Source organism: Roseivirga sp. E12 (assembly GCF_017592825.1).
Lineage (GTDB): Bacteria > Bacteroidota > Bacteroidia > Cytophagales > Cyclobacteriaceae > Roseivirga.
Map to the genome: position 1 here is coordinate 890,126 of NZ_JAGFMD010000001.1, position 23,283 is coordinate 913,408.

The 23,283-nt window shown below is 40.7% G+C and carries 18 protein-coding genes and 1 riboswitch; of the genes, 5 read left to right on the plus strand and 13 right to left on the minus strand.

Annotated features, from left to right (window positions below):
* Positions 1-33: 33 nt before the first annotated feature.
* The 5 genes from J4E76_RS03825 to J4E76_RS03845 all read right to left on the minus strand — a co-directional run bounded on the left by J4E76_RS03825 (position 34) and on the right by J4E76_RS03845 (position 6,357).
* Positions 34-3,141, minus strand: coding sequence for a vitamin B12 dependent-methionine synthase activation domain-containing protein (locus J4E76_RS03825; protein ID WP_236017266.1), 3,108 nt, complete (start codon positions 3,139-3,141; stop codon positions 34-36).
* A 4-nt stretch (positions 3,142-3,145) separates the two neighbouring features.
* Positions 3,146-4,156, minus strand: a complete 1,011-nt coding sequence (locus J4E76_RS03830) for a homocysteine S-methyltransferase family protein (protein WP_208501366.1) — start codon at positions 4,154-4,156, stop codon at positions 3,146-3,148.
* A gap of 43 nt (positions 4,157-4,199) precedes the next feature.
* A riboswitch (SAM riboswitch) is annotated at positions 4,200-4,304 on the minus strand.
* Between the two features lie 46 nt (positions 4,305-4,350).
* Complete coding sequence (locus J4E76_RS03835) at positions 4,351-5,070, minus strand: hypothetical protein (RefSeq protein WP_208501367.1); 720 nt, start codon at positions 5,068-5,070, stop codon at positions 4,351-4,353.
* Between the two features lies 1 nt (position 5,071).
* Positions 5,072-5,818, minus strand: a complete 747-nt coding sequence (locus J4E76_RS03840; RefSeq protein WP_208501368.1) for a hypothetical protein — start codon at positions 5,816-5,818, stop codon at positions 5,072-5,074.
* Positions 5,818-6,357 carry a hypothetical protein gene (locus J4E76_RS03845; protein WP_208501370.1) on the minus strand — a complete coding sequence of 180 codons (540 nt, stop codon included), beginning with the start codon at positions 6,355-6,357 and terminating at the stop codon, positions 5,818-5,820. Before J4E76_RS03845 ends, J4E76_RS03840 begins: the two co-directional genes overlap by 1 nt.
* Positions 6,358-6,472: 115 nt before the next feature.
* Here J4E76_RS03845 and J4E76_RS03850 point away from each other — a divergent pair, with 115 nt between their 5' ends.
* Positions 6,473-7,369 (plus strand): Ppx/GppA phosphatase family protein, encoded by an 897-nt coding sequence (locus tag J4E76_RS03850; protein ID WP_208501371.1) that lies wholly within the window; start codon positions 6,473-6,475, stop codon positions 7,367-7,369.
* A 48-nt stretch (positions 7,370-7,417) separates the two neighbouring features.
* Here J4E76_RS03850 and gyrB read toward each other — a convergent pair whose 3' ends face one another.
* On the minus strand, positions 7,418-9,376 hold the full coding sequence (gene gyrB / locus J4E76_RS03855) for a DNA topoisomerase (ATP-hydrolyzing) subunit B (RefSeq protein WP_208501372.1): 1,959 nt from the start codon (positions 9,374-9,376) through the stop codon (positions 7,418-7,420).
* A 110-nt stretch (positions 9,377-9,486) separates the two neighbouring features.
* A complete protein-coding gene (locus J4E76_RS03860) occupies positions 9,487-9,852 on the minus strand; it encodes a CoA-binding protein (protein ID WP_208501373.1) in 366 nt (121 codons plus the stop codon).
* A 102-nt stretch (positions 9,853-9,954) separates the two neighbouring features.
* Here J4E76_RS03860 and J4E76_RS03865 point away from each other — a divergent pair, with 102 nt between their 5' ends.
* Complete coding sequence (locus tag J4E76_RS03865; RefSeq protein WP_208501374.1) at positions 9,955-11,166, plus strand: thioredoxin family protein; 1,212 nt, start codon at positions 9,955-9,957, stop codon at positions 11,164-11,166.
* Between the two features lie 167 nt (positions 11,167-11,333).
* Here J4E76_RS03865 and J4E76_RS03870 read toward each other — a convergent pair whose 3' ends face one another.
* Both J4E76_RS03870 and J4E76_RS03875 read right to left on the minus strand, forming a co-directional pair.
* Positions 11,334-12,917: an NAD(P)/FAD-dependent oxidoreductase gene (locus J4E76_RS03870; protein ID WP_208501375.1), complete on the minus strand. Its 1,584-nt coding sequence runs from the start codon at positions 12,915-12,917 to the stop codon at positions 11,334-11,336.
* A gap of 125 nt (positions 12,918-13,042) precedes the next feature.
* A complete protein-coding gene (locus tag J4E76_RS03875) occupies positions 13,043-14,011 on the minus strand; it encodes a tryptophan 2,3-dioxygenase family protein (protein ID WP_208501376.1) in 969 nt (322 codons plus the stop codon).
* A 63-nt stretch (positions 14,012-14,074) separates the two neighbouring features.
* Here J4E76_RS03875 and J4E76_RS03880 point away from each other — a divergent pair, with 63 nt between their 5' ends.
* Positions 14,075-15,289 carry an acyl-CoA dehydrogenase family protein gene (locus J4E76_RS03880; RefSeq protein WP_208501377.1) on the plus strand — a complete coding sequence of 405 codons (1,215 nt, stop codon included), beginning with the start codon at positions 14,075-14,077 and terminating at the stop codon, positions 15,287-15,289.
* 367 nt (positions 15,290-15,656) lie between these two features.
* Complete coding sequence (locus J4E76_RS03885; RefSeq protein WP_208501378.1) at positions 15,657-18,185, plus strand: DEAD/DEAH box helicase family protein; 2,529 nt, start codon at positions 15,657-15,659, stop codon at positions 18,183-18,185.
* A gap of 124 nt (positions 18,186-18,309) precedes the next feature.
* Here J4E76_RS03885 and J4E76_RS03890 read toward each other — a convergent pair whose 3' ends face one another.
* Entirely contained in the window at positions 18,310-19,062 is a 753-nt protein-coding gene (locus J4E76_RS03890; RefSeq protein ID WP_208501379.1) for a hypothetical protein, read from the minus strand.
* Positions 19,063-19,281: 219 nt separating this feature from the next.
* On the opposite strand from J4E76_RS03890, the gene J4E76_RS03895 reads away from it, so the two are divergent.
* Entirely contained in the window at positions 19,282-21,120 is a 1,839-nt protein-coding gene (locus J4E76_RS03895; protein WP_208501381.1) for a DNA mismatch repair protein MutS, read from the plus strand.
* Positions 21,121-21,237: 117 nt separating this feature from the next.
* Here the strand turns inward: J4E76_RS03895 and J4E76_RS03900 are convergent, their stop codons facing one another.
* From J4E76_RS03900 to J4E76_RS03910, 3 genes are all read right to left on the minus strand, one after another.
* Complete coding sequence (locus tag J4E76_RS03900) at positions 21,238-21,900, minus strand: hypothetical protein (RefSeq protein WP_208501383.1); 663 nt, start codon at positions 21,898-21,900, stop codon at positions 21,238-21,240.
* A gap of 133 nt (positions 21,901-22,033) precedes the next feature.
* Positions 22,034-22,891, minus strand: coding sequence for a CPBP family intramembrane glutamic endopeptidase (locus J4E76_RS03905; RefSeq protein WP_208501385.1), 858 nt, complete (start codon positions 22,889-22,891; stop codon positions 22,034-22,036).
* A gap of 13 nt (positions 22,892-22,904) precedes the next feature.
* Positions 22,905-23,264 (minus strand): cupin domain-containing protein, encoded by a 360-nt coding sequence (locus tag J4E76_RS03910; RefSeq protein ID WP_208501387.1) that lies wholly within the window; start codon positions 23,262-23,264, stop codon positions 22,905-22,907.
* Positions 23,265-23,283: the final 19 nt, after the last annotated feature.

Here is a 23,283-nt window from a genome sequence, read left to right on the forward strand (position 1 = left end):
AAGTGTCTTAATTCTAAGGAGTAGTGTGAATATTTAGATATCGTAACTAAGATTTGGAGCTAACCATTTTTCAGCTTTCTCTAAGGAGAAGCCCTTTCTACTGGCGTAATCTTCCACTTGATCTTTTTCAATTTTACCTAAGCCGAAGTATTTGGCTTCTTCATGCATGAAATAGAAGCCTGAAACCGAAGAAGCAGGATACATAGCGAAGGATTCTGTGAGACTAATTCCAGTATTTTTTTCAGCCTCTAGTAAAGAGAAAAGAGTCTCTTTCTCCGTATGATCTGGACAGGCCGGGTATCCCGGTGCAGGTCTAATGCCTTGGTAAGCCTCTTTGATCAAAGTATCATTGTCAAAAGACTCATTGGCGGCATATGCCCAAAGCTCTTTTCTAACCTTCTCATGCATTAGTTCAGCGAAAGCCTCTGCAAGACGATCAGCCACAGCCTTGATCATTATAGAGTTATAATCGTCATGATCCTTTTCGTATTTCTCGATCAATGATTCGATACCAATGCCAGCAGTGACCGCAAATGCTCCCATGTAATCATGTTTACCAGTTTCTTTAGGTGCTACAAAATCAGCTAATGATAAATTGGGTAATCCGGCACCCTTCTTTCCTTGTTGGCGTAGCATATGGAAAGTCTTCAGTACCTCCTGACGAGATTCACCTGTATATATTTCCACGTCATCTCCAACAGCATTAGCTGGGTAAAGCCCTATGACCGCATTGGCATAGAGCGAGTCTTTCTCGATGATCTCGTCCAAAACACGTTGAGCATCTTCAAAAAGCTTCCGAGCCTCCTCCCCAACAACTTGATTATCAAAAATTGCTGGATACTTCCCCTTCAACATCCATGTATTGAAAAATGGAGTCCAATCTATGTAATGACGAATTTCTTGAATTGAGTAGTCTTTAAAGACCTGATTACCCAATTGTCTAGGCTTCGCAAATTCCTTGGTGTCCCAATCTACTTTGACTTTATTCTTCTGAGCATCAGCAAACGGAATATAGTTTTTGACTTGCTTACGGTTTGCGTGATCTTCTCTTAGCTTGGCATATTGTTCTTTGGTTCTACCATGAAACTCCTCATAAGTCTCTTTACTGATTAATTCTCCAGCTACTGGAACACTTTTGGAAGCATCTAAAACATGCACAACTGAACCTGAATAAACTGGATCGATTTTAACGGCTGTATGAATTCTGGATGTAGTCGCTCCACCAATCATGAGCGGAAGTTTCATGTCTCTACGTTCCATTTCTTTTGCTACAGTGACCATTTCATCCAACGAAGGCGTGATGAGGCCACTGAGGCCTATGGCATCAACATTCTCTTCAATAGCCTTGTCTAGAATCTTATCGGCTGGTACCATAACCCCCATGTCGACAATATCATAGTTGTTACAAGCCAGCACTACGCCTACAATGTTCTTTCCTATATCATGAACATCTCCTTTTACTGTTGCTAACAGTACCTTGCGAGCCCCCTCTAAATCTCCCCCTAAGGGTGAGACTTTTTGCAGAGCAGTTTTTATTTCTGACTCAACCCAATCTATGTCAGCCAAGACTTCATCATTGGTAAACCTGATAACACTAAAACCTTGCTCTTCTAGCCACGCTGTTCTCACCTCATCATTCTCCGCAACATCAGGTAATTGATGAATACCACCATCCACTTCTACAACTAAAGCCCTAGTCAGACATACAAAATCTGCTATATACTGACCTATTATATGTTGTCTTCTAAACTTATAGCCGTCCAGTTGTTTGTTTCTCAGTCTTTCCCAAAGTACTGATTCAGCTAAAGTTTCTTTCTTTTTAAGCTCTCTCACGAATTCCTTCAAACGCCTATAGAGCATTGGGTCTGCTGTTTGATATGCAGGCTTGCCGTCCTCCCTCTTGGGGAGGATTGAGGAGGGGCGATTTTTTCGTTTCTCCTCCTCTAAATATGGAAGAAGATAGGCCACGGCTTTTTTCATAACCCGAGCACTCTTTACTACCTGCGGTAAAAACATTTTGCCACTTCCAAAAAGATCACCTACTACATTCATCCCATCCATCAATGGACCCTCAATCACATGCAGAGGCTTTTCATGCTGTTGCCGAGCTTCTTCCGTATCTATCTCAATAAACTCAACAATACCTTTAACTAAAGCATGCTCCAGTCTTTTGGCAACAGGTTCTTTTCTCCATGAATCGTCCTTTACCTGCTTTTTTCCATCACCTTTTACAGTTTCAGCAAATTCAAGTAGCCTTTCGGTGGCATCAGACCTTCGGTTTAACAAAACGTCTTCAACACGCTCTAATAGGTCCTTGGGAATATCATCGTATACCTCCAGCATTGTCGGATTAACAATACCCATATCCATACCTTCCTTGATGGCATGATATAGAAAGGCTGAATGCATTGCTTCACGTACAGGATTATTGCCGCGAAAAGAGAATGACACATTAGAAACGCCCCCACTCACATGTGCTCCTGGTAAGTTTTCTCGAATCCACCGCGTAGCGCGAAAGAAATCAGTAGCATTGTCATTATGCTCTTCAATCCCGGTAGCTACTGGAAATATATTAGGATCGAAAATGATGTCTTCCTTAGGGAAATTAACCTTGTCCACTAGGACTCTATAAGACTTCTCGCAAATCTCAATTCTACGCTCATAGGAATCAGCTTGGCCGTCTTCATCAAAAGCCATCACAATGACAGCAGCACCATACCGCTTAACCTTTTGCGCCTGCTCAATAAACTTTTCTTCTCCTTCTTTCAGCGAAATTGAGTTTACAACTCCCTTTCCTTGAATACATTTAAGCCCCGCCTCGATGATCTCCCACTTAGAAGAGTCTATCATAATTGGAATGCGAGCGATGTCTGGTTCAGCGGCAATTAAGTTCAAAAATTTCACCATTGCCTCTTTACCATCGAGCATTCCTTCGTCCATATTGACATCAAGGATCTGTGCTCCTCCTTCCACTTGATTTCTCGCCACTTCGAGCGCTTCATCATATTTTTCCTCTTTGATAAGTCGTGCAAACCTTAGAGAACCTGTAACATTGGTTCGCTCTCCAACATTGACAAAGTTTGTCTCTGGAGTAACAATTAGCGGCTCAAGGCCAGAAAGTCTTAGTGTAACTCTACTCATCTGATTAAGCTTCAATAAGGTTTTCGATAGGACGTGGTTGATGTTTTGAAGCGACCTCTGCAATCATTCGAATATGATCAGGTGTAGTTCCGCAACATCCTCCTACAATATTTAAGAAGTTGTCTGACAAGAAGCCATCGATTAACTCGGCCATCTCTTCTGGAGATTGGTCATACTCACCAAACTCATTAGGTAACCCAGCATTCGGGTGTGCACTAACATGGAACGGGGCCTTTTGGGCAAGCGTCTGTAAATAAGGCCTCAGCTGCTCCGCACCTAACGCACAGTTCAGGCCAATACTTAACAGAGGTATATGTGATAGAGAGACTAAGAATGCCTCCGTAGTCTGCCCCGACAGAGTTCTTCCACTAGCATCCGTAATGGTACCCGAAACCATTACCGGCCACTCTTGCTCTCTTTCGTCATACACTTCTTGGATGGCAAAAACTGCGGCCTTGGCATTTAGAGTATCGAATACTGTTTCTACCAATAAGATATCCGCTCCTCCATCTAACAATGCTTCTGCCTGTTGTTTATATGCCCTTACAAGATCGTCAAAGGTGACCGCGCGAAAGCCCGGGTCATTGACATCTGGAGAAAGAGAAGCAGTTCTATTTGTAGGTCCCATTGACCCTGCCACAAACCTTGGTTTATGTGGCTCCCGAGCTGTAAATTCATCCGCTACTTCACGAGCAATCTTGGCAGATTGATAGTTGATATCGTATACTGCATCTTCCAAGTGGTAGTCCGCTTGGGCTATAGTTGTACCACTAAAAGTGTTGGTTTCTGCTATATCCGCACCTGCATCATAGTAAAGGCTGTGAACCTCTCTGATTATATCAGGTCGCGTTATGGAAAGTAAATCATTATTCCCTTTCAAGGGATGTTCATGATCCTTAAATCTTTCTCCTCTGAAATCCTCCTCTTCTAAGGAATGCCTTTGAATCATGGTACCCATCGCACCATCTAACACTAATACCCTTTCTCTAAGGGCTTCTTGAATCTTTGTTGCCATCCTTTTTTATTATGGCGTATCAAGAAAGTTGGAGAGTTATCTATCCTCATCTTTTCCTCGATGGCTCGAGGCTAGGAGTTAGCACCAGGTATTACCCAGGTTGCTAAGACATCTTAGGGCCTAGTCCCTCCGTCTTTCTTGATAAGCACTGCAAATAAAATGATTTAAGCTAAATACTTTACAGAGTTTCCTGATTATTTCAAGGAATACATCAGTTTCATACTCAAGTTGAGTGAAGGGACAATTCCATTAAACTCTTCATCGTAATTTCTTCCGTACATACGATCAAAGTTCTTGGGCCTTCTACTATCTGGCGTGTAATCTTGATTGACGAAACCCACAGCACCGGACATTTCAATATTTAAGGACCCAATTAACTTGGCTATAAACCCTAGGTTCCAACGAATACCAATTTCTTGCCTAGAGACTCCATAAGTTGCCTTCTCAAAATACTCACAACCGTTATTACAGTCTATTCTGAAGATTCTCGTCCTGTCGAAATTGATCTCATTGAAAAGTAGTTCAAAACCTATAAAAGGTAAGATAGATGAGTTTTGTCCATCACCATAGAACCAACTACTCATCCCAGAAAGGTTCCTGGTTTCACTCGCGTACATTTTCAATGTGATAGCACTTTTAAACCCTGATTTATCAGCAAAATAAATCGCATCATCCTCAAAAACGTCCCAACCTTTGACCAAGCCATACTTGTACTCAACACTAAAGTTTTCACCAATTCGGTGCTCCAATGCTGCCGTATATGCAGGGAACCTCCAGGCTAGTTGCGTGGGTACGATCTTGATAGCAAATCTCGGTCTAACAAGCTGACTATCCCTTTCAACCTCAAAATACTCTTGAGCGTGCAGGTTAAAAGCCAGCAAGGTTAAGATGACAAACAGAACGCTTCGTGCCATATCAATCCGCAGTAATTCCTCCTAATACTGAACTAAGACCTGTATCGCCATAAGACAGGTTATAAAAACCATTATCAGTTCTAATAACTAGATGGGTATCCGAGACTATTATATCCAAGGGTACAGCATTGGGAAGCTCTTTGAAATCCATCTCCGTCAAAGTTCCGCTATCTGTATAACTGTACATGGTCAGGCCTCCTTTCTCACAAACAAACAGTCGTGACTCTCTTATAGCCAAGCCAAAAGGTGATGAGGTTTCATATACTTTCAGTACTGTTGGGTTTTCAATATCGGTAATATCAATTGCCTCTAAGAAATCAATAGTCCCCGATCTGCAGTCGGAAATTTTCAAGGTTGAAAATGCGATACCATTTCGTGCTACCACAGGATCGCAGGCAGTCAGATGCTCATAAGCTGACAGGTAAGCTATTCTATCATCATTTAGAATAGTTAAGAAGTGTACAGCATTGCTGCTACCAACAAGAATGTTATCACTTCCATAAGGAAAAATGGTTTCCAATTGCCCTCCTACTATGATGTCATTGACAAATGTTAATTGTCCATCAGACTCAATGGTATAGTTACTAACATTCTGACCATTGAGTATCACTAAATGATTACCCAAGACCGTGAATTTTGCGAGCGACCCTCCTGAGCCGGTCCCAGATAAGTTTGGAGAAAAGTCATTGGCATCATTGTCACATGCGAAACAAAGAAGTAGGAATAAGAATAGTGTTACTTTCTTCATCACCTGTAGCATTTAGGGTTTGAAATTGTAGTCAAGCGCCAGCCGACTATTGTGCCCAATGACTCATCTGGGCATTCGAAGTAGTAACCAGAAAGTGGTGGCAATAGATCATCATACTGTCCCGACTTCAACACATCTACATCTCTAGATATTACCTGAATGTTCTCTGGGTCATTCACATCAATAGCTAGCAAAGAGTTGTATTGATTGACATATACAATCCCATTTCGGATGACCATATTCTCACTACCCTGTACTTGAAGAAAACCTTGGTTAACAGGGTTTGATGGATCAGTATTGTCGACAATATGAATTCCTTTACCCACATCATTGATAAAAACCAAGTCTCCCAAAACATAGATTTGACCTGGGTCTTCGACAGCACGAGCACTTGTCAACTCAATACTATTATCAATCTCTGTCAGGTAAACGGGTTCATACCCTACCACATCTCCTTCTGGAAAACTGGGAGGAGGACTATTAAAGCAGCTTGTGAGGCCAAAAAAAGCAACAAGTGCGAAGAGATGAGAATGCTTCATATATGAATAACTAACATTTTTAAAAAAGGCGCAACAATGTTGCATTAATAATTTACAATGCTCAATCAGAAAAGAAACGCGAAATGAATAAATTCATAGCTGTAAACTATAATATTTGAAATTAGCCGCAATTGACATTGGCTCAAATGCCATCAGATTTCAGGTTACCAATGTGATTAATTATGATGGAGAACTATCCTATAAACGGTTAGAGTACATCAGGTTTCCCTTAAGACTGGGGGATGATGTTTTTAAACATCATATAATTGGGACTGAAAAGGAAGATCGATTTTTCAGATTGATGAATGCTTTCAAGTTATTGATCGATTTATATGAAGTCGATGATTACTATGCTTGTGCAACTTCTGCCATGAGAGAATCTAACAATGGTCGAAATATTGTTCAAAAAGTCAGAGAACTGTTAGGCCTTCACATACACATCATTGATGGCGATGAGGAAGCTAAATTCATTAACAATGTTGTCCTAAAAGACCTGAGCCAAGATACTTTTCTCCATATTGACGTTGGTGGCGGTAGCACCGAACTCAACATCATTCAAAATAGAGTAAACCTTGACTCTCAATCATTTAAACTAGGATCTGTAAGAACCCTCGAACAGACTTCTGCTCACTCTGAAACGGGTAAAATGACCGCTTGGATAAGCGTTAAACTAGGTGAACATGCTACAAACATTCAAGCGATCGGTACTGGAGGTAATATTCAAAAGCTCTATGAATTGAGTTACAAATCGACAAAAGAAAGGCTAGCCGATATCACCAAGCTGGAACCGACATTGGAGTACTTAAAAAACCTATCACATCACGATAAAATTAATAAGCTAAGGTTAAACCCCGACAGGGCTGATGTTATCGTTCCCGCTGGAAACATCTACCTAAATGCTATGAAAGCTGCTAATGCCAAAACAATACTCATTCCAGATGTCGGCCTTAAAGATGGCATAATGCAAATGCTCTATGAGAAACACATTCCCGACTCCCTACTTGGGCTTTAAGGACATAAAAAAAGGGGCTAAAGCCCCTTTCATCTATTCTTAAGAATATCAAACATCCACTTTTGCATACTTGGCGTTCTTCTCAATGAACTCCCTTCTTGGCGCAACTTCATCTCCCATTAGTACTGAGAACAAATGATCAGCTTCAGCCGCAGAATCAATCGTCACTTGCTTCAAACTTCTGTGTGATGGGTCCATTGTAGTTTCCCAAAGTTGTTCTGGGTTCATTTCTCCAAGACCTTTGTAACGCTGAATGTTCACTGCATCTTCTTTTCCTTCGCCAGCCATTTCTCTGGTCAGGATAGCACGCTGTGCTTCATCCCAGCAGTATCGCTGATCCTTACCCTTTTTCAATAAGTAAAGTGGTGGTAAAGCGATATAGATATAACCAGCATCAATTAGTGGTCTCATATATCTAAAGAAGAATGTCAAGATTAAAGTACGAATGTGGCTACCATCAATATCAGCATCCGTCATGATGATGATCTTGTGGTATCGAAGCTTCTCCATGTTGAGGGCCTTCTCATCTTCTTCTGTACCGAAAGAAACACCCAATGCTGTGATCATGTTCTTGATCTCGTCATTGTCATAAATCTTGTGTTCCTGAGCCTTTTCCACATTAAGAATCTTACCTCTTAATGGTAGAATGGCTTGAAAGTTTCTATCTCTTCCCTGCTTGGCAGAACCACCCGCAGAATCTCCCTCTACAAGGTAGATCTCGCAAAGTGCTGGATCTTTTTCGGAGCAATCAGCTAGTTTACCTGGTAAGCCTGTACCTGACAGTACATTTTTACGTTGAACCATTTCACGTGCCTTTCTAGCAGCATGTCTGGCTTGTGCAGCCAAGATCACTTTGGATACAATCTGCTTAGCACTCTTAGGGTTCTCTTCAAGGTATGTACTCAAGGTCTCTCCCACAGAGGTTTCTACGGCACCAGTTACGTCCGAATTACCAAGTTTAGTCTTTGTTTGACCTTCAAACTGAGGTTCTGCAACTTTAACGGAAATTACGGCAGTAAGCCCTTCTCTAAAGTCATCACCACTGATTTCAATCTTTACCTTATCTAATAAACCCGATTTGTCAGCATAAGACTTCAAGGTTCGGGTCAAAGCTCTTCTGAAACCAGATACGTGAGTTCCTCCTTCGATGGTGTTAATGTTGTTCACATAACTCACTACATTCTCAGAATAAGAAGTGTTGTATGTCATGGCTACCTGAACCGGAACGCCATTCTTCTCTCCTTCTATGTAGATGGGTTGATCAACAAGATTCTCTCTAGTCTCGTCCAAGTACTCAACAAATTCAGTTAAGCCACCTTCTGAATGAAAGGTATCAGACAAGAAGTTACCGTCATCATCTTTCTCGCGCTTATCTTCAAGCGTAATCGTAATTCCAGAATTCAGGAAGGACAATTCTCTCAAGCGTGAAGCAACCGTCTCGTATTTATATTCACTAACGTTGAAAATCTCAGTATCCGGTAGGAAGTGAACCTTCGTTCCGTTCGAGCTGGATTTACCAGTTTCCTTAACAGAGTATTTCGGAATCCCTTTGGAATATTCTTGCTTAAACTCTTTTCCTTCTCTGTGAACCGTCACTTCTAGCATGGAAGAAAGTGCATTCACACATGACACACCCACACCGTGCAATCCACCAGAAACTTTGTAAGTATCCTTGTCGAATTTACCTCCTGCATGGAGCACTGTCATTACAACTTCTAGTGCCGATCTTTTCTCCTTCGGGTGCATCCCAGTAGGGATACCTCTACCGTTGTCTTGGACGGTGATAGAATTATCTTCTTCAATCACTACTGATATGGTATCGCAGTGACCTGCTAATGCCTCATCAATAGAGTTATCAACCACCTCCCAAATCATGTGGTGTAGACCTTTGATTCCTACATCACCTATATACATAGCAGGACGCTTCCTAACCGCCTCTAATCCTTCTAAAACCTGAATATTACCTGCTGAATAATCTTTATTCTGATTCGCTTTTTCTTCGCTCATAGATCTTTCGAAAACAATATTTTTTAGGGTTAAAATCCGTCTTGGCTGATCCCAAGAAAAAGTGGGTTCGGACTACCCAAAAACAAAGCACGAATATAAGGAAAAAAAGCTTAGTAAACGCCAGTTGAAAGCATAACTAAAGTGCAAGCTTCTATACATTCGATGCCTGCTTTTTGAGCCATTAATTTAAACTCCTGATTCTCAGTACCAGGGTTGAAAATTATGCGCTTTGGAGCGAGTGAAAGCATGTAGTCATACCAGTCTTTTTGCCTTGTAGGATTAATGTATAAAGTCAAAGTTTCTACGCCTTCGATATTGGGCTTATCATTGACGTTTAAAATCTCTCTGCCGAGCACTTCTCCTTCTTGAATTCCTAATGGAATAAAGTCAAAATCTCTTTCTTCTAACATTACCGCGGCCTGATGTGCATACCTGTATGGCTTTGGCACACTACCTATGATCACCGTTTTACCCATTAACCTAAATTAACAACAGATGGAACTATTTCTGGCTATTTTTGTCACTGATTATAATCAATGTAAACACTTAACGTTGATTGTGAAACATTGAGAGGAGTTATGAAAGTTCACCTGGTTGGAATATTACTGTTACTATGTAGCCTTGTCAGAGCAAATGACATGGCTCAGATTCCATTTCTTGAGGTAACCAATACGGAGGAATGGCAGGCAGCATTCGCTCAGGCCAAGGCTGAAAACAAGTTGGTATTTGTAGATGCCTATACCGATTGGTGTAGCTATTGCCATAAACTGGACAAAGAGGTTTATACCGATCAATCTGTGGTAGACTATTACTCAGAGAATTTCATCAATGTCAAGTTTGATGCTGAGAGTGATTTTGGGTACCCAAAAGCCGACCAACTCAATATCTCAGGTTATCCTACTTTGCTTTTTATGACCGCTCATGACCAAGTCTTTAAAGTGGTTGATGGCTTTGTGCCAGCCGAGGCACTCTTGGCCTATGGTAAAGGCATATCTCGCATGATCTCTACACTGCCCGATCTTGAAGCAAAATTCGATGCTGGTGAGATTACCAAAGACGAGCACCTGGAATTGATTGGCATTTTAGAAGGCACAGATGAAATCAAGGCAAAGCGTATTGCAAAGGCTTATGTGGAAAAGATGAAGGAGGAAGACTTTCTTGACATTCAAAACATCTGGCTCCTATCTAGACATCAAAATCAGTTGAACGGCTATCCATACCTCTACATCTCAACTCACAAAGAGCTGATGGTTGCTGCACATGGCCAGAACGAACTCAATGATTATATGAGTGCTGTCTATAACGACAACCTTCAATTGGCGATAAAATACGGAGATGATAAACTCATGAACGACATCGTCACCAACGTTCTACCTCAGTTTGTAGATAACGATCAATTACCTAGTGCCAGATATTCGACCAAGTCGGTGTATTACGGACAGCGAGGAGAGTTTGACAATTTCAAATTGGAGGTTAACTCCTATATGAATAATCATCTCTCGAAAGACAGCAAAGCCGACTTTGCCTTATCAACCGCCTATGATATAATTGAGAATTATGCATCTGAGGAGATGATCGTATTCTCGACCCAGCTATTGAAACAAGCCTTGGATATAGATGAAAAGAACTTTGAATTAAACTCGATTATTGGCTATGCCAAAGGACTATTGGGTGACTACAAAGATGCAGACAAGTATATCGAAATCGCCAAATCATTAGCCAAAGGCGAAGAAGAACTGGAAATTATTCAGAGCCTATCCGATGCCGTCAAAATGATGAAGGAAGGATAAGATTAGGTGATTAGGTGATTAGGTGAAGTTCAAAACTTAGAACCCCTTGGCAACTATTCATTATTAATCCCTCATTAAGCATTCGAGAGAGTTTCTGACTTCTGACTTCTAGAAAAGAACAATTCTTAATTCTTAATTCTTAATTCTTAATTCTTAATTCTTAATTCTTAATTCTTTCTAACCTTCCCGTAAGCAGCGATCAATCGATCGGCACACTTTTCTCCATCCATGGCGGCTGATAGGATTCCACCAGCATAACCTGCCCCTTCGCCACAAGGAAACAACCTTTTGATTTGGAGATGTTCACATGATTCTTTGTCCCTTGGAATTCGCACTGGTGATGAGGTTCTACTCTCCACTCCTACGATTTGTGCTTCATTCGAAAGGTAACCCTTCATCTTCTTCCCGAAAGCTCTTAAGCCTTCCTTCATACGCATATGCACGGCTTCTGGGAGGACTTCACTCATGTCTACTGAAACAAGGCCGGGTTGATACGAAGTCTCATTCAGCTTGCCTGAAACATGCCCATTGATGTAATCCGACATTTTTTGAGCCGGAGCGGCCTGTGTTCCGCCAACCATCACACAGGCACGCTGTTCGACTTCCTGTTGGAAGGCGAGCCCGGCCAAATTGCCGTGTTGCTGATATTCTTTTAAATCTTCTAATTCTATAGCCGTTACAATGCCTGAATTGGCAAACTTAGAGTCTCTTCTGGATGGACTCATGCCATTGACCACCACTTCTCCCGGAGCTGTAGCTGAAGGCACAATAAAGCCTCCCGGACACATACAGAAGCTAAAAACACCTCTTTGCTTCCCATCATATTTGGTCTGATGTACCATTGCGTAGGATGAAGCCGGCAGCCATGGACCACGATCGGTTGCGCAGTGATATTGAATTTTGTCAATCAACTGTTGTGGGTGCTCAATTCTTATACCTAGTGCAAAAGGTTTAGCCTCAATCAGTACCTTTTTCTTGTCCAATAGCTGGAAAATATCTCTAGCCGAATGGCCAGTGGCTAAAATCACACCTAGGCCTTCAACCTTGGCACCATCTTCCAAAACCACGCCCTTCATCTCATCATCCTTTACAATAAAGTCAGCGACTTTAGTATCGAAATGAATTTCTCCCCCTGCTCCTAAAACAGACTCGCGAATCTCTTGAACTACTTTTGGGAGTTTGTTAGTACCAATATGTGGATGTGCATCCACCAAAATATCTTCGGTAGCGCCATGAGCTACAAGAATCTCTAATGACTTTTGAATATCACCTCGCTTCTTAGATCGTGTATAGAGCTTACCATCTGAATAGGTACCAGCTCCACCCTCACCGAAACAGTAGTTCGATTCTGGGTTGACAACATGATCCTTATTAATCGCAGCAATGTCCCTTCGCCTCTTCTGTACATCACTACCACGTTCTATAACGATCGGCTTGTACCCCAGCTCTATTAGTCTTAAGGCAGCAAACATACCAGCAGGACCAAAACCAACAATGACAACAGGCTCAGCATTGGTTACATTTGGATAGTCTCGCCTGTAGGAAATCAATGGTGGCAGATCTTCTTTCACCGATACGATGGCCTCCACATTAACCTTCACGCGCTGAGAACGAGCATCAATCGATCTTCTGATAGGTCTTACCTCCGCATCAGGCGAGTGAACTTGGGCTCTTTTAAGAATAGTTTCTTCGAAAAGCTCTGGATTGTAAGCCTGTTCTGGGCTTAAGATGGTTTTTACTGTCTTTATCATAATGGTGTAGCCTATTTATGGCTAAAGTCTAATTTCCTTCCCTAGGGAAGGTGTCCGAAGGACAGAAGGGGGTTTTACAGTTGAATTAGAGTCTTACCCACAACCCCCAGCGGGGATATTTTTTTCTAATGCTTTCCCCCTAATTGCTTAATTACCCAGTGTTTACCCCAATCTCTTTTCTCCTCTTCACTCCACAATTCGGGAAAGAAAATAACGCCTTGAAAACGAGGTGGCAAATACTTTTGCCAATTGGTTCCGCCCGTAGCAGCAATGTCAACAGGGTCTTTATGTAAGTAGCGTACTGCACTTCGATAATGCGCTAATGGCCAATCGACATTGGCCAGTAGATCAAATTTTCTTAGTTCCTCTTTTAAGTCTTCGTTGCCTTCAGCATTAGCGTAATGCTTCAAGTAGAGTGCATATAGATTTGTAGATTCTACATCTTCGGCCAATCGCATAAACTCTTTCGAGTACTTTTCCTCGAAATGCTCAAGGGTCAAAGTCTTCTTGCCTGACTTTAGTTCAGTAGCTCCAGTCTTCCAATAAATCGCCTCATAAAGCTCTTCCAAAGAAGAATCTACATTGATTTCATTTCGCTTGTCCCTATTGACAAGGTTAAACAGACTGGTAGAACCAATTTCAATCATCCTATACTGACCTGATTGAAAGCCCGAAGATGGCAATAATGACATCCTAAATTGAAGGAATTGTTCCCGCTCCATCCCATCCGTCATAATGCTAAAGGAGTGGCATAAGTGCTCGAAATAATTATTCAAACGCTTCACTCTGGCAGTAAAGAATTTTATGTCAGGATGAGCATGCTCATGAAGTTGTTTCAGCTCCCATAAGGCTAACTTAAAGTACAACTCAGTCGACTGATGATAGATGATAAAGATCATTTCATCAGGAAAGTCAGTCTTCGGTTGCTGAAGCCCTAGAAGCGAATCAAGATTGATATAATCCCAGTATTTTAAGAAGTCAGCATGCAACAAGCCATCCAGATAAGACGACATGTCTTGACCCATCGCCTCATACTTAGCTTCCAGCTTCTTAATTCTGTCAATTATGTCTTGGTCGATTTCCGAGTTGTTCATACGTTTGCATACATTAAAAAGTGGCTCAAAATTGACCACATTTAATTCAGAAAACAAATCACTATGAGCACTGATTCATCTTCAAAAATCCAAAAATCTGCTAAGCAAGACGTTTTTGAACATCCGGACTTCTATGGCATGGATGACTTACTAACAGAAGAGCACATTATGGTGCGCGGTGCAGTGCGTGATTTTGTAAAAAGAGAAATCTCTCCTTACATCGAAAGCTGGGCTGAGAACAACCACTTTCCTTACGAAATGGTTAAGAAGTTTGGAGAAATCGGTGCCTTCGGTCCTCAACTGCCTGTTGAGTACGGCTGCGGTGGCATGGATTATATCTCCTACGGATTGATCATGCAAGAAATTGAGCGTGGCGATTCGGGTATGCGATCTACAGCTTCTGTTCAGGGCTCTCTAGTGATGTACCCTATTTACAAGTTTGGTAACGAAGAGCAGCGCAACAAATATTTGCCAAAACTTGCTTCTGGCGAGTGGCTAGGCTGCTTTGGTTTAACAGAGCCAGACCATGGCTCTAACCCTTCAGGCATGACCACCAACTTCAAGGATATGGGTGACCACTATCTTTTGAATGGTGCCAAAATGTGGATTTCAAACGCCCCGAAGGCTGATGTCGCGGTTGTTTGGGCCAAAGATGAAACAGGTCGAATTCATGGCTTGATCGTAGAACGTGGCATGGAAGGTTTCTCAACGCCCGAAACCCATGGCAAATGGTCTTTAAGAGCCAGTACCACTGGTGAGCTTGTTTTCGATAATGTGAAAGTTCCTAAAGAAAACCTCCTCCCTAACAAAAGTGGCCTAGGTGCACCGATGATGTGCCTGGATTCTGCTCGTTACGGCATTGCCTGGGGAGCGATTGGCGCAGCAATGGACTGTTACGAATCAGCGAGAAGATACTGCGCGGAGCGTATTCAATTCGATAAGCCGATTGGGTCTTTCCAGTTGCAGCAAAAGAAACTGTCTGAAATGCTCACTGAAATCACCAAGGCACAGTTACTCAACCTCCGCTTAGGTCAGCTTTTCAATGAAGGCAAACAAACCACTCCGCAAATCTCCATGGCAAAGCGTAATGCGGTGGAAGTAGCCTTGAACATTGCAAGAGAAGCTAGACAAATCCATGGCGGCATGGGAATCACTGGTGAATACCCAATGATGCGCCATATGGCCAACCTAGAATCAGTAGTTACCTACGAAGGAACGCATGACATTCACTTGCTAATTCTTGGTGCTGAGATTACTGGAATACCTGCTTTTAAGTAAACCCCTCTGAATCTAAATAATGACGCTCGATAAGGAGTTTAATGCTAATTATTTCCCTCCAACTAGTCTCAGATTTTGAGTTTATTAAACATAAGGCTTGAATAATTAGCTAGAGCAATCATTAAAAAAGTATTAGCATTGAATTAACACTATCAAATATTTTATCTATTCCCTCCTGAATAACAATCTGGCATCTGTTTGAAGCAAGTACGTTCTCGTACTGCGAGGAGATTACCAAATCAAACTAGAGAAAAATACCTGTAAATGGGTATTCCAACTCAGCATCTACCTGACTATCATTAGAACACACTAAGTCAGCCATAATCCGCATCAGTGGATAAACTGACAATCACTAAAAGACTCAAAAATGGTAGATTTCAAAAAAAGGCTCTCAACCCCCAGTATTGCGAAAAAGACTAATCCTATTGAAATCTATGAGACACTTGACCGTAGAAGCCAAGCGGGCCCACTTAGGCAACCTCAAATTGAAGTACTGACTGAATGGTACACCAACTACTTAAACAAAAAAGACATTGTTCTTAAGCTGCATACTGGTGAAGGCAAAACATTAATTGGATTGCTCATTTTACAATCAAGAATTAATGCGGGTAAAGGCCCATCTTTATATATATGCCCAAATAAGTTTTTGGTAACTCAAGCTTGCTTAGAAGCGAAAAAGTTTGGAATCTCATATACAACGATTGCCGCAGACAATACTATTCCTGCTGAGTTCATTGATGGCGAAAAAATCCTAATCACTCACGTACAAAAAGCTTTCAATGGAAAAAGTATATTTGGAATAAATAACAATTATACCCACTCTGAATCCATTATACTTGATGATTCGCATGCATGCATTGATTCAATTAAGAAAGCCTTTACAATTAGACTAAACCGAGAAGATGAGGCATTCTTTAAGATATTTGATCTTTTCGAAGAAGATATAAGAACTCAAGGTGAAGGTACTTTTCTAGAAATCTTAGGAGGTGAACATAATAGTTACCTTCCGATCCCTTACTGGTCATGGGTTGACAAAGCAGAAAAAGTCCTAGAAGTATTATCGGAACATAGAGAAACCATGGCCCTGGCCTTCACCTGGCCACTTCTTAAGGATATGATCAATTCCTGTACTTGCTTTATTTCAGGACAATTCTTAGAGATCACCCCGCTTCACCTTCCCATTGAGAAATTCGCCACATTTCACAATTCTCGTCATCGAATTCTCATGTCGGCAACTACTCAAGATGATTCATTTTTTATAAAAGGCCTCGGTTTTAGCGAAGAATCCATCAAGTCACCTATTACCAATCCGAAAAGAAAATGGTCTGGAGAAAAAATGTTGGTAATCCCCTCTTTGATAGATGAAAGACTAGAACGGGAGGGAATAGTTAGAGCAATTGCACAGCCATTTAAAAAACAATATGGAATAGCTGCCTTGGTGTCCTCCTTCCAAAAAGCAAAATTCTATACAGAGTATGGTGCCAAAGGTGTGGACAATAATAATATATGGAAGATTGTTGAGCACCTGAAGAAAGGAAATTTCTCCGAGACTGTTGTTTTCGCAAATAGGTATGATGGGATAGACCTTCCTGATGAAACGTGTCGTATTCTTGTTGTCGATGGTAAACCTTTTTTTAACTCCTTATCAGATAAATATGAAGAAGAGAACAGAAAAGAAAGTGATTCTGTAAACATTAAAATTGCCCAAAGAATTGAGCAAGGTTTAGGAAGAAGTGTGAGGGGTGAAAAGGATTATTGTCTGATCCTAGTCATTGGGAATGATCTCATCAGGTTCATAAAGGGTTCAAATACAAAAAAATACTTTTCTGGCCAAACTCGTAAACAGATTGACATAGGAATGGAAATTGCCGAAATGGCAAAGAATGACATAGCGAAAGATGAACAACCCTTTCTAGTTGTACAAAGCCTAATTAAGCAGTCCCTAGAGAGAGATGAGGGGTGGAAAGAATTTTATAAAGAAGAAATGAACCAGATTGAGGATGAAACTAATGAATACAACCTAGCGTCACTTCTTAGTCTAGAGCGAAAAGCTCTCATGTCTTACTACCAGAATGACTATGAGAAGGCGTCCAAATTATTTCAAAGTATTATCGATTCTCATTGTGACGAGGATGAAGAAAAAGGTTGGTACTTGCAGCTGTTAGCCCGATCTCAGTACTCTTTAAGTAAAAGCGATTCCAACCGTTCTCAAAAGAGTGCATTTCGTAAAAACCATGGACTGATGGTCCCTCGCGAAGGTATTTCTTACGAGAAATTGGAGTTCATAAATGAGGATAGAATAAAACGCATCAAGAACTGGATTAAAAATGGTACGATCTATTCATTCGATGATTTGATGTTAAAAATCAATGAAGTAGACTCCAACTTAAAATTCGGTACCTCTGCAGAGCAATTTGAGGAAGCACTGAAAGATCTAGGAATCATGTTAGGTTTTTTAAGTGAAAGACCCGATAAGGAGATCAAAAAAGGTCCTGACAACCTATGGTGTGGTGTCAATAATCATTATTTTCTTTTTGAATGCAAGAGCCAAGTCAACACCAATAGAGAGGTGATTAATAAGTCAGAAGCTAGCCAAATGAATACGCATTGTGCTTGGTTTGATTCTGAGTATAAGACTTCAAGCGTAACCAGAGTTCTGGTTATACCTACAAAAACAATTTCTCATGATTCAAATTTTGCTTACGATATCAAAATTCTACGACCTAATGGATTAAGAAAGATTAAGGTGAACATGAAGTCCTTCTTCAAAGAGTTCAAGGTCTATCAACTTGATTCAATATCTGATACTAAAGTACAGGAATTACTCGTGACACATCAATTAGACTTGGAGAGCTTACAGAAAAACTATTTTGAAGAATTCAGAGTGAAAAGATAATTGAGCCATGTAGGCATTGTCATCCAATTAAATATTTACTATGTTCGTTAAATCAGCTCATTTACTCAGCAGATCAAATGAATTGATCATATCTTTAGCTCCAACATCCGGCACCAACCTACACCTACCTCTGGGTTAAACCGAAAACATCAGAAACTCTTGAAAATCTCTTTTTTAGCTTATCCTCTAGCTCCTCAAAATGTTCCCATTCGATAAACCTATGATTCGCCAAATCAAAATGTTTTTTTTCACCTTTTTTGATTGTCAGGATAATCTCCTTGCCCATTGCATGGGCAAAACCGGCTTCATAGTAGCAATTAGGACGTTCACCTGTTAAATCAGCGATGATTATTTTGCTCCTAGCAATCAATTCAAGGATTTGATCATTGATTGGACCGGAATCTTCAATTTCATCAACCCGTATAGCCCTAAGGCCATATTGAGCTGCTAGTGGTTTGATAATTTTATCATGCACAAACTTCAAATCTTTATTGTCAAATTGCATAATAACAAAAAGGAAATTCTCAGGCTCTACAACTGAAAGCTCCAGAAGTGACTTGGCATCTGGTCCCCTAATCTCCGATTGAATCTCATTCAAAATCATATCCGTACAATCTTCTACATAAGATGGTGGACCATTTCTACCAAACCCAAAATCCGCTTCGTTTATTTCACGATCAGAGCGATAGAGCTTGACTGATGAAACTGCAGACATATTAATCAAGTTTCTACTTGTATTTAAGTCAATCAAAACAACTTGTTTCCTAAGAAAAGGAAGAAGAATTCTGCTAACAATCTCTTCTTTGTCTTTATTAAGTGCTAATTCAGAAACTTCAATTCCTGTACGCCAAATTTCTGCATGGTATTTTTTGGACATAGTCCAAAAGAACTAAATCCCAAGCAATTAAAAAATAATCCAACTAGTCAAAGCCTCAGTTAGAAACATTTTTAGAAGGACCCTATCCGATCTTATCTACAAATTAAGACCTTGTATCCCATACCTCGCTCCCATTTCAGTTGCTTATTCCTGAGGTTTTAATCATCTTCCTGATATCGATGAATTACAAACTAGAACACTATCATTGATCAGCCCAAGATGAAGGTTTACCAAGACAATATTGAGCAGTATGAAAAAGAGGTCTCAGCACTAGACGAACAGACAAAGAATTTTTCGTTTCTGAGGTTAGTAGCTTTTATCCTCTCCTTTATTCTGATTATCGTTCTGGCCAATGAAAAGCTATTAGAAGTTGTTTGGATTGTAGCCCCTATCTGCATTTTAGCCTTTGTGTCCTTGTTGAAGCATTACAATGAATTGATGCAGAAAAAGCAAAGGGCAGCTTTCTTAAAACAGGTCAACGAAAACGAGCTACTCAGACTTAAAAATGAGCTTTCAGGCTTCCAAAAGGGCTCATCACAGCTTAACGAGGAACACGCCTATATGGCTGATCTGGATGTTTTTGGATCGCACTCTCTGTTCCAACTTTTAAACAGAACTACGACAGAGTCAGGAAGTCTTTGTCTGGCACAATGGTTATCAACTCCTGCAGCTACACCCATAATTCTCAAGAGGCAGGAAGCCATCAAAGAATTAAAGCCTAAGCTGGACTGGCGGCAGCAATTTGAAGCAGCTGGTCTACCCTTTGTAAATGCTAATAGCGAATATCAAAAGCTGCTACAATGGGCTTCTGGAGAGAATCAATTGCTTTCAAAAAAGAGAATCTACCTCGCTGGTAGTGTGGTCTTGGGATTACTAGCTCTAGTGCTAGGGCTCTTTTCCTTTTTCAACTCCACCTCAGAAGACCTAAAGTTCTTTCTTCCTCCCTTTCTGATTGTGATGTTCATCAATTTTAAGGTTCTGAGAAAAGTAGCGCCTCTGGCAGAAGACATCATAGATAGTACGCATCAAAATGTTCAAACCTTAGGGGGCTATCAAATGCTGGCGCAAACTATATTGTCAGAGCAGTTTAGTTCAGAAAGACTTCAAGCACTACAAGCAGATTTGCAAAAAGATTCATCTGCCATTGAAGAAATCGGAAACCTGAGGAAAATACTGACCTTCTTTCAACTGAGAGGCACTAAACGGAGCGACAACAACAAGTTTTATAGCTTTTTCAATCTGTTCTTACTCTTCGATATCTATTGCATTCTCAAGGCCGAAGAATGGAAGAATAGAAACAGGGAACATATCCAACTATGGGTTGAGGCCATCAGTGAGTTCGAAGCACTCAATAGCCTAGCAGGTTTTGCCTATTCCAACCCAGAGTTCTCATTCCCCGAGGTCAAAGAAGAACCTTTTCATATCAAATTCGAAACGCTCGGTCATCCATTGATCCAGTCTAAAAACAGGATTTGTAATGACTTCAACCTAACAGGGCGTGGACAGATCACTATGATTACTGGGTCCAATATGGCCGGAAAAAGTACTTTTCTTAGAACCGTGGGCACAAACCTCGTTTTGGCCTTGATGGGTGCCCCCTGCTGCGCCAAATCAGGGCAAGTATCGCATATGAAGATGTTTACCAGTATGCGCACAAAAGACAACCTTGAAGAAGGTGTTTCTTCCTTCTATGCCGAACTTCAAAGGGTTGAACAGCTGCTGGTTTTGATCAAAAGTGGTGAACCTATCTTCTTTATGTTGGACGAGATGTTCAAGGGCACCAATTCGGAGGATCGCTATAAAGGTGGAGTATCCTTAATAAAGCAACTCAATGAGTTAAATGCATTTGGCATTGTGTCTACACACGATCTGGAGTTGGCAAAACTATCGGGTAAGCATATGATTGTTTCCAACCTCAGCTTCAATAGCAAAATAGCAGGTGGAGAATTGAGCTTTAACTACAAACTCGAAGAAGGCATTTGCACAGACTTTAACGCCAGTGAGTTAATGAAAAGAAGTGGTATTAAGGTGTTAAAGGATATAGAAACGCTTGAGTAGGAGCAACAAAAGTGGCAAACTTAGGCTTCCAAACGGGCTTATTGACATTCTAGGTGTTTTCGACCCTAGGAACTTGATAACCTACCTTTTTCAGTGATACCATACACCTATTAAAGTTTACCTATCGGATTTAAGACTTTCATTTATTTCAGTCTTAGGCCAAATCAGTAAACCTGCCGGAGTGTTTTTTTCCGAAGCCCGAACCATCAAATTATGGAAAGTTCCGTTCAGTCGTTTTCGGATTCTATTAATGATAATGCCATTGATATTAATGAGCATCTTCTGATCCTGATAAACACCCAGATAAGTGACTTTTACATCATTCTCCTCGTGCTTTTGTAGCCTCCATTGTGCTGAGTAGAAATCCACCAGGTCGTAGTCTTCGTCTCTATCGTATTCCCTAATCTGATGTGATTTTGTATAGAGAGTCTCGTCTTTATAATGTACATCGACTTTTACTCGCCCAGTTTTCTTTACAAAGAGCCATGGAATTCTAACAAAGAAGTCAAACGTGAAAGAAGAATCTGCTTCATCAACCAAAAGCATCTTCGATTTGCTCTCTCCCTCTACCCAGTCATAGCCATCTACATCTAGTATCAGGTTCATAACCTCGTAAATGCTGGAATTCTCAATAATGAAAGAGCCCCTCAATGCTTCATAGCCATCGGCTAAGGTATCGAGCTTAGTTATAGTCACGCCTTCATCCACCCATGTTTTCTGAGCCTGTACAAGACTGCAAAAAGCACAGCACAATAGTATGGCAAATACAAATCTCGTCATAGGTCAATAATCCTTTCGGGATGACAAAACTATCAAGAATGACGACACCCAAAGGCTCTCGCAGCCAAATTTGGCAAACTTTAACTTTGAGCTTATCCAAGGTTCATAACAGGTGATTCATTACAAGAGATTATTAGTTGCTCGTATGAGGGTGAAGTTTGGTGTTTGGGAATTTCAATTTTCCGTTCTTCTTACATACCCAATAAAGGTAAATGGCCAATATTGAAATAAAGAGAAAGGAGAAAAATGAATCTTCTATCCCAAATTCAGAGCCTATGAAAAATGCAGAGCCATTAAACTCAGTATATAAAAAGGCATCAAAACTCGTGTCTCCGGAAAGGGTTGTCCCATAAACTGTCTGGGCAAAATTCCATCCTAAGTGAAAGGAAAACGGTAGCCAAAGTTTTTGGGTATAGGTATACATCAGACTCAGGACTACGCCAAACAAAATCACGAATCCCACCGAAGAGACAGTAGCATTTACATTAGCATAGTGAACCACTCCAAAGATCAAAGCCTGAAATAATGCGATATTCGTTCCAAAACGTTCTTCTAGAATCCTGTAAATCACGCCACGAAATACAAACTCTTCTAATAGTGCGGCTGATACTAAGAGTGTAAAAGGAAGTAAAATAACAGAAGGTGAATTCATGCCATTTATCTGGTAATAACCCAGTCCATATAAGATTAACATACAAAGTGAAATGAGCCCAAATCCGATTAAAAGACCCAAAGACATATCTTTTCCAAACGTATCTAAACCCAACTCTTGAAGCTTTCTTTTCTCCAACCCTTTATAAACAAAGTAGTAGATGGCAATAATTAGAACCCCGGATAGTAATTGTTGTATCCCGTTTCTCAGCTCTTCAGAATCCAACATTAGTTGAAGTAAAGGTTGTGTCACAAACTCTTTAATAACAAACGTGCCCAAGACGCAGGCAATAATTCCCAGGACAATTCTGGAAATCCAGTAATCAATGATTTTTTTCATATTCTCTTAAGGGTTAAACCCATTTAAATGTGGACACTGTTTGTTCGCAATGTTGATCCCCGGTATGTTTTGTCCCAGATGGCTCAAACAGTATTAGCCAGCATTCATTCTTAGCAATCGGCTTATGCTCTACCCCTTTAGGAACCGTAAACAACTCTCCTTCTTTGATAATCACTTCAGAGTCCTCTAAACAGATTTTGAGTTCCCCTTTAATAACATAAAACAGCTCATCTTCGAGTTCATGTTTATGCCAAATAAGCTCTCCCTTTACCTTCACTAGTTTAAGCTGTTGACCATTCAATTCCGTCACAACTCTGGGGTTCCAGTAATCGTGAAACGAGTTATATTTCTCTATAAGGTTGATTGCTTTCATTATGGTTTTTTCATTACTT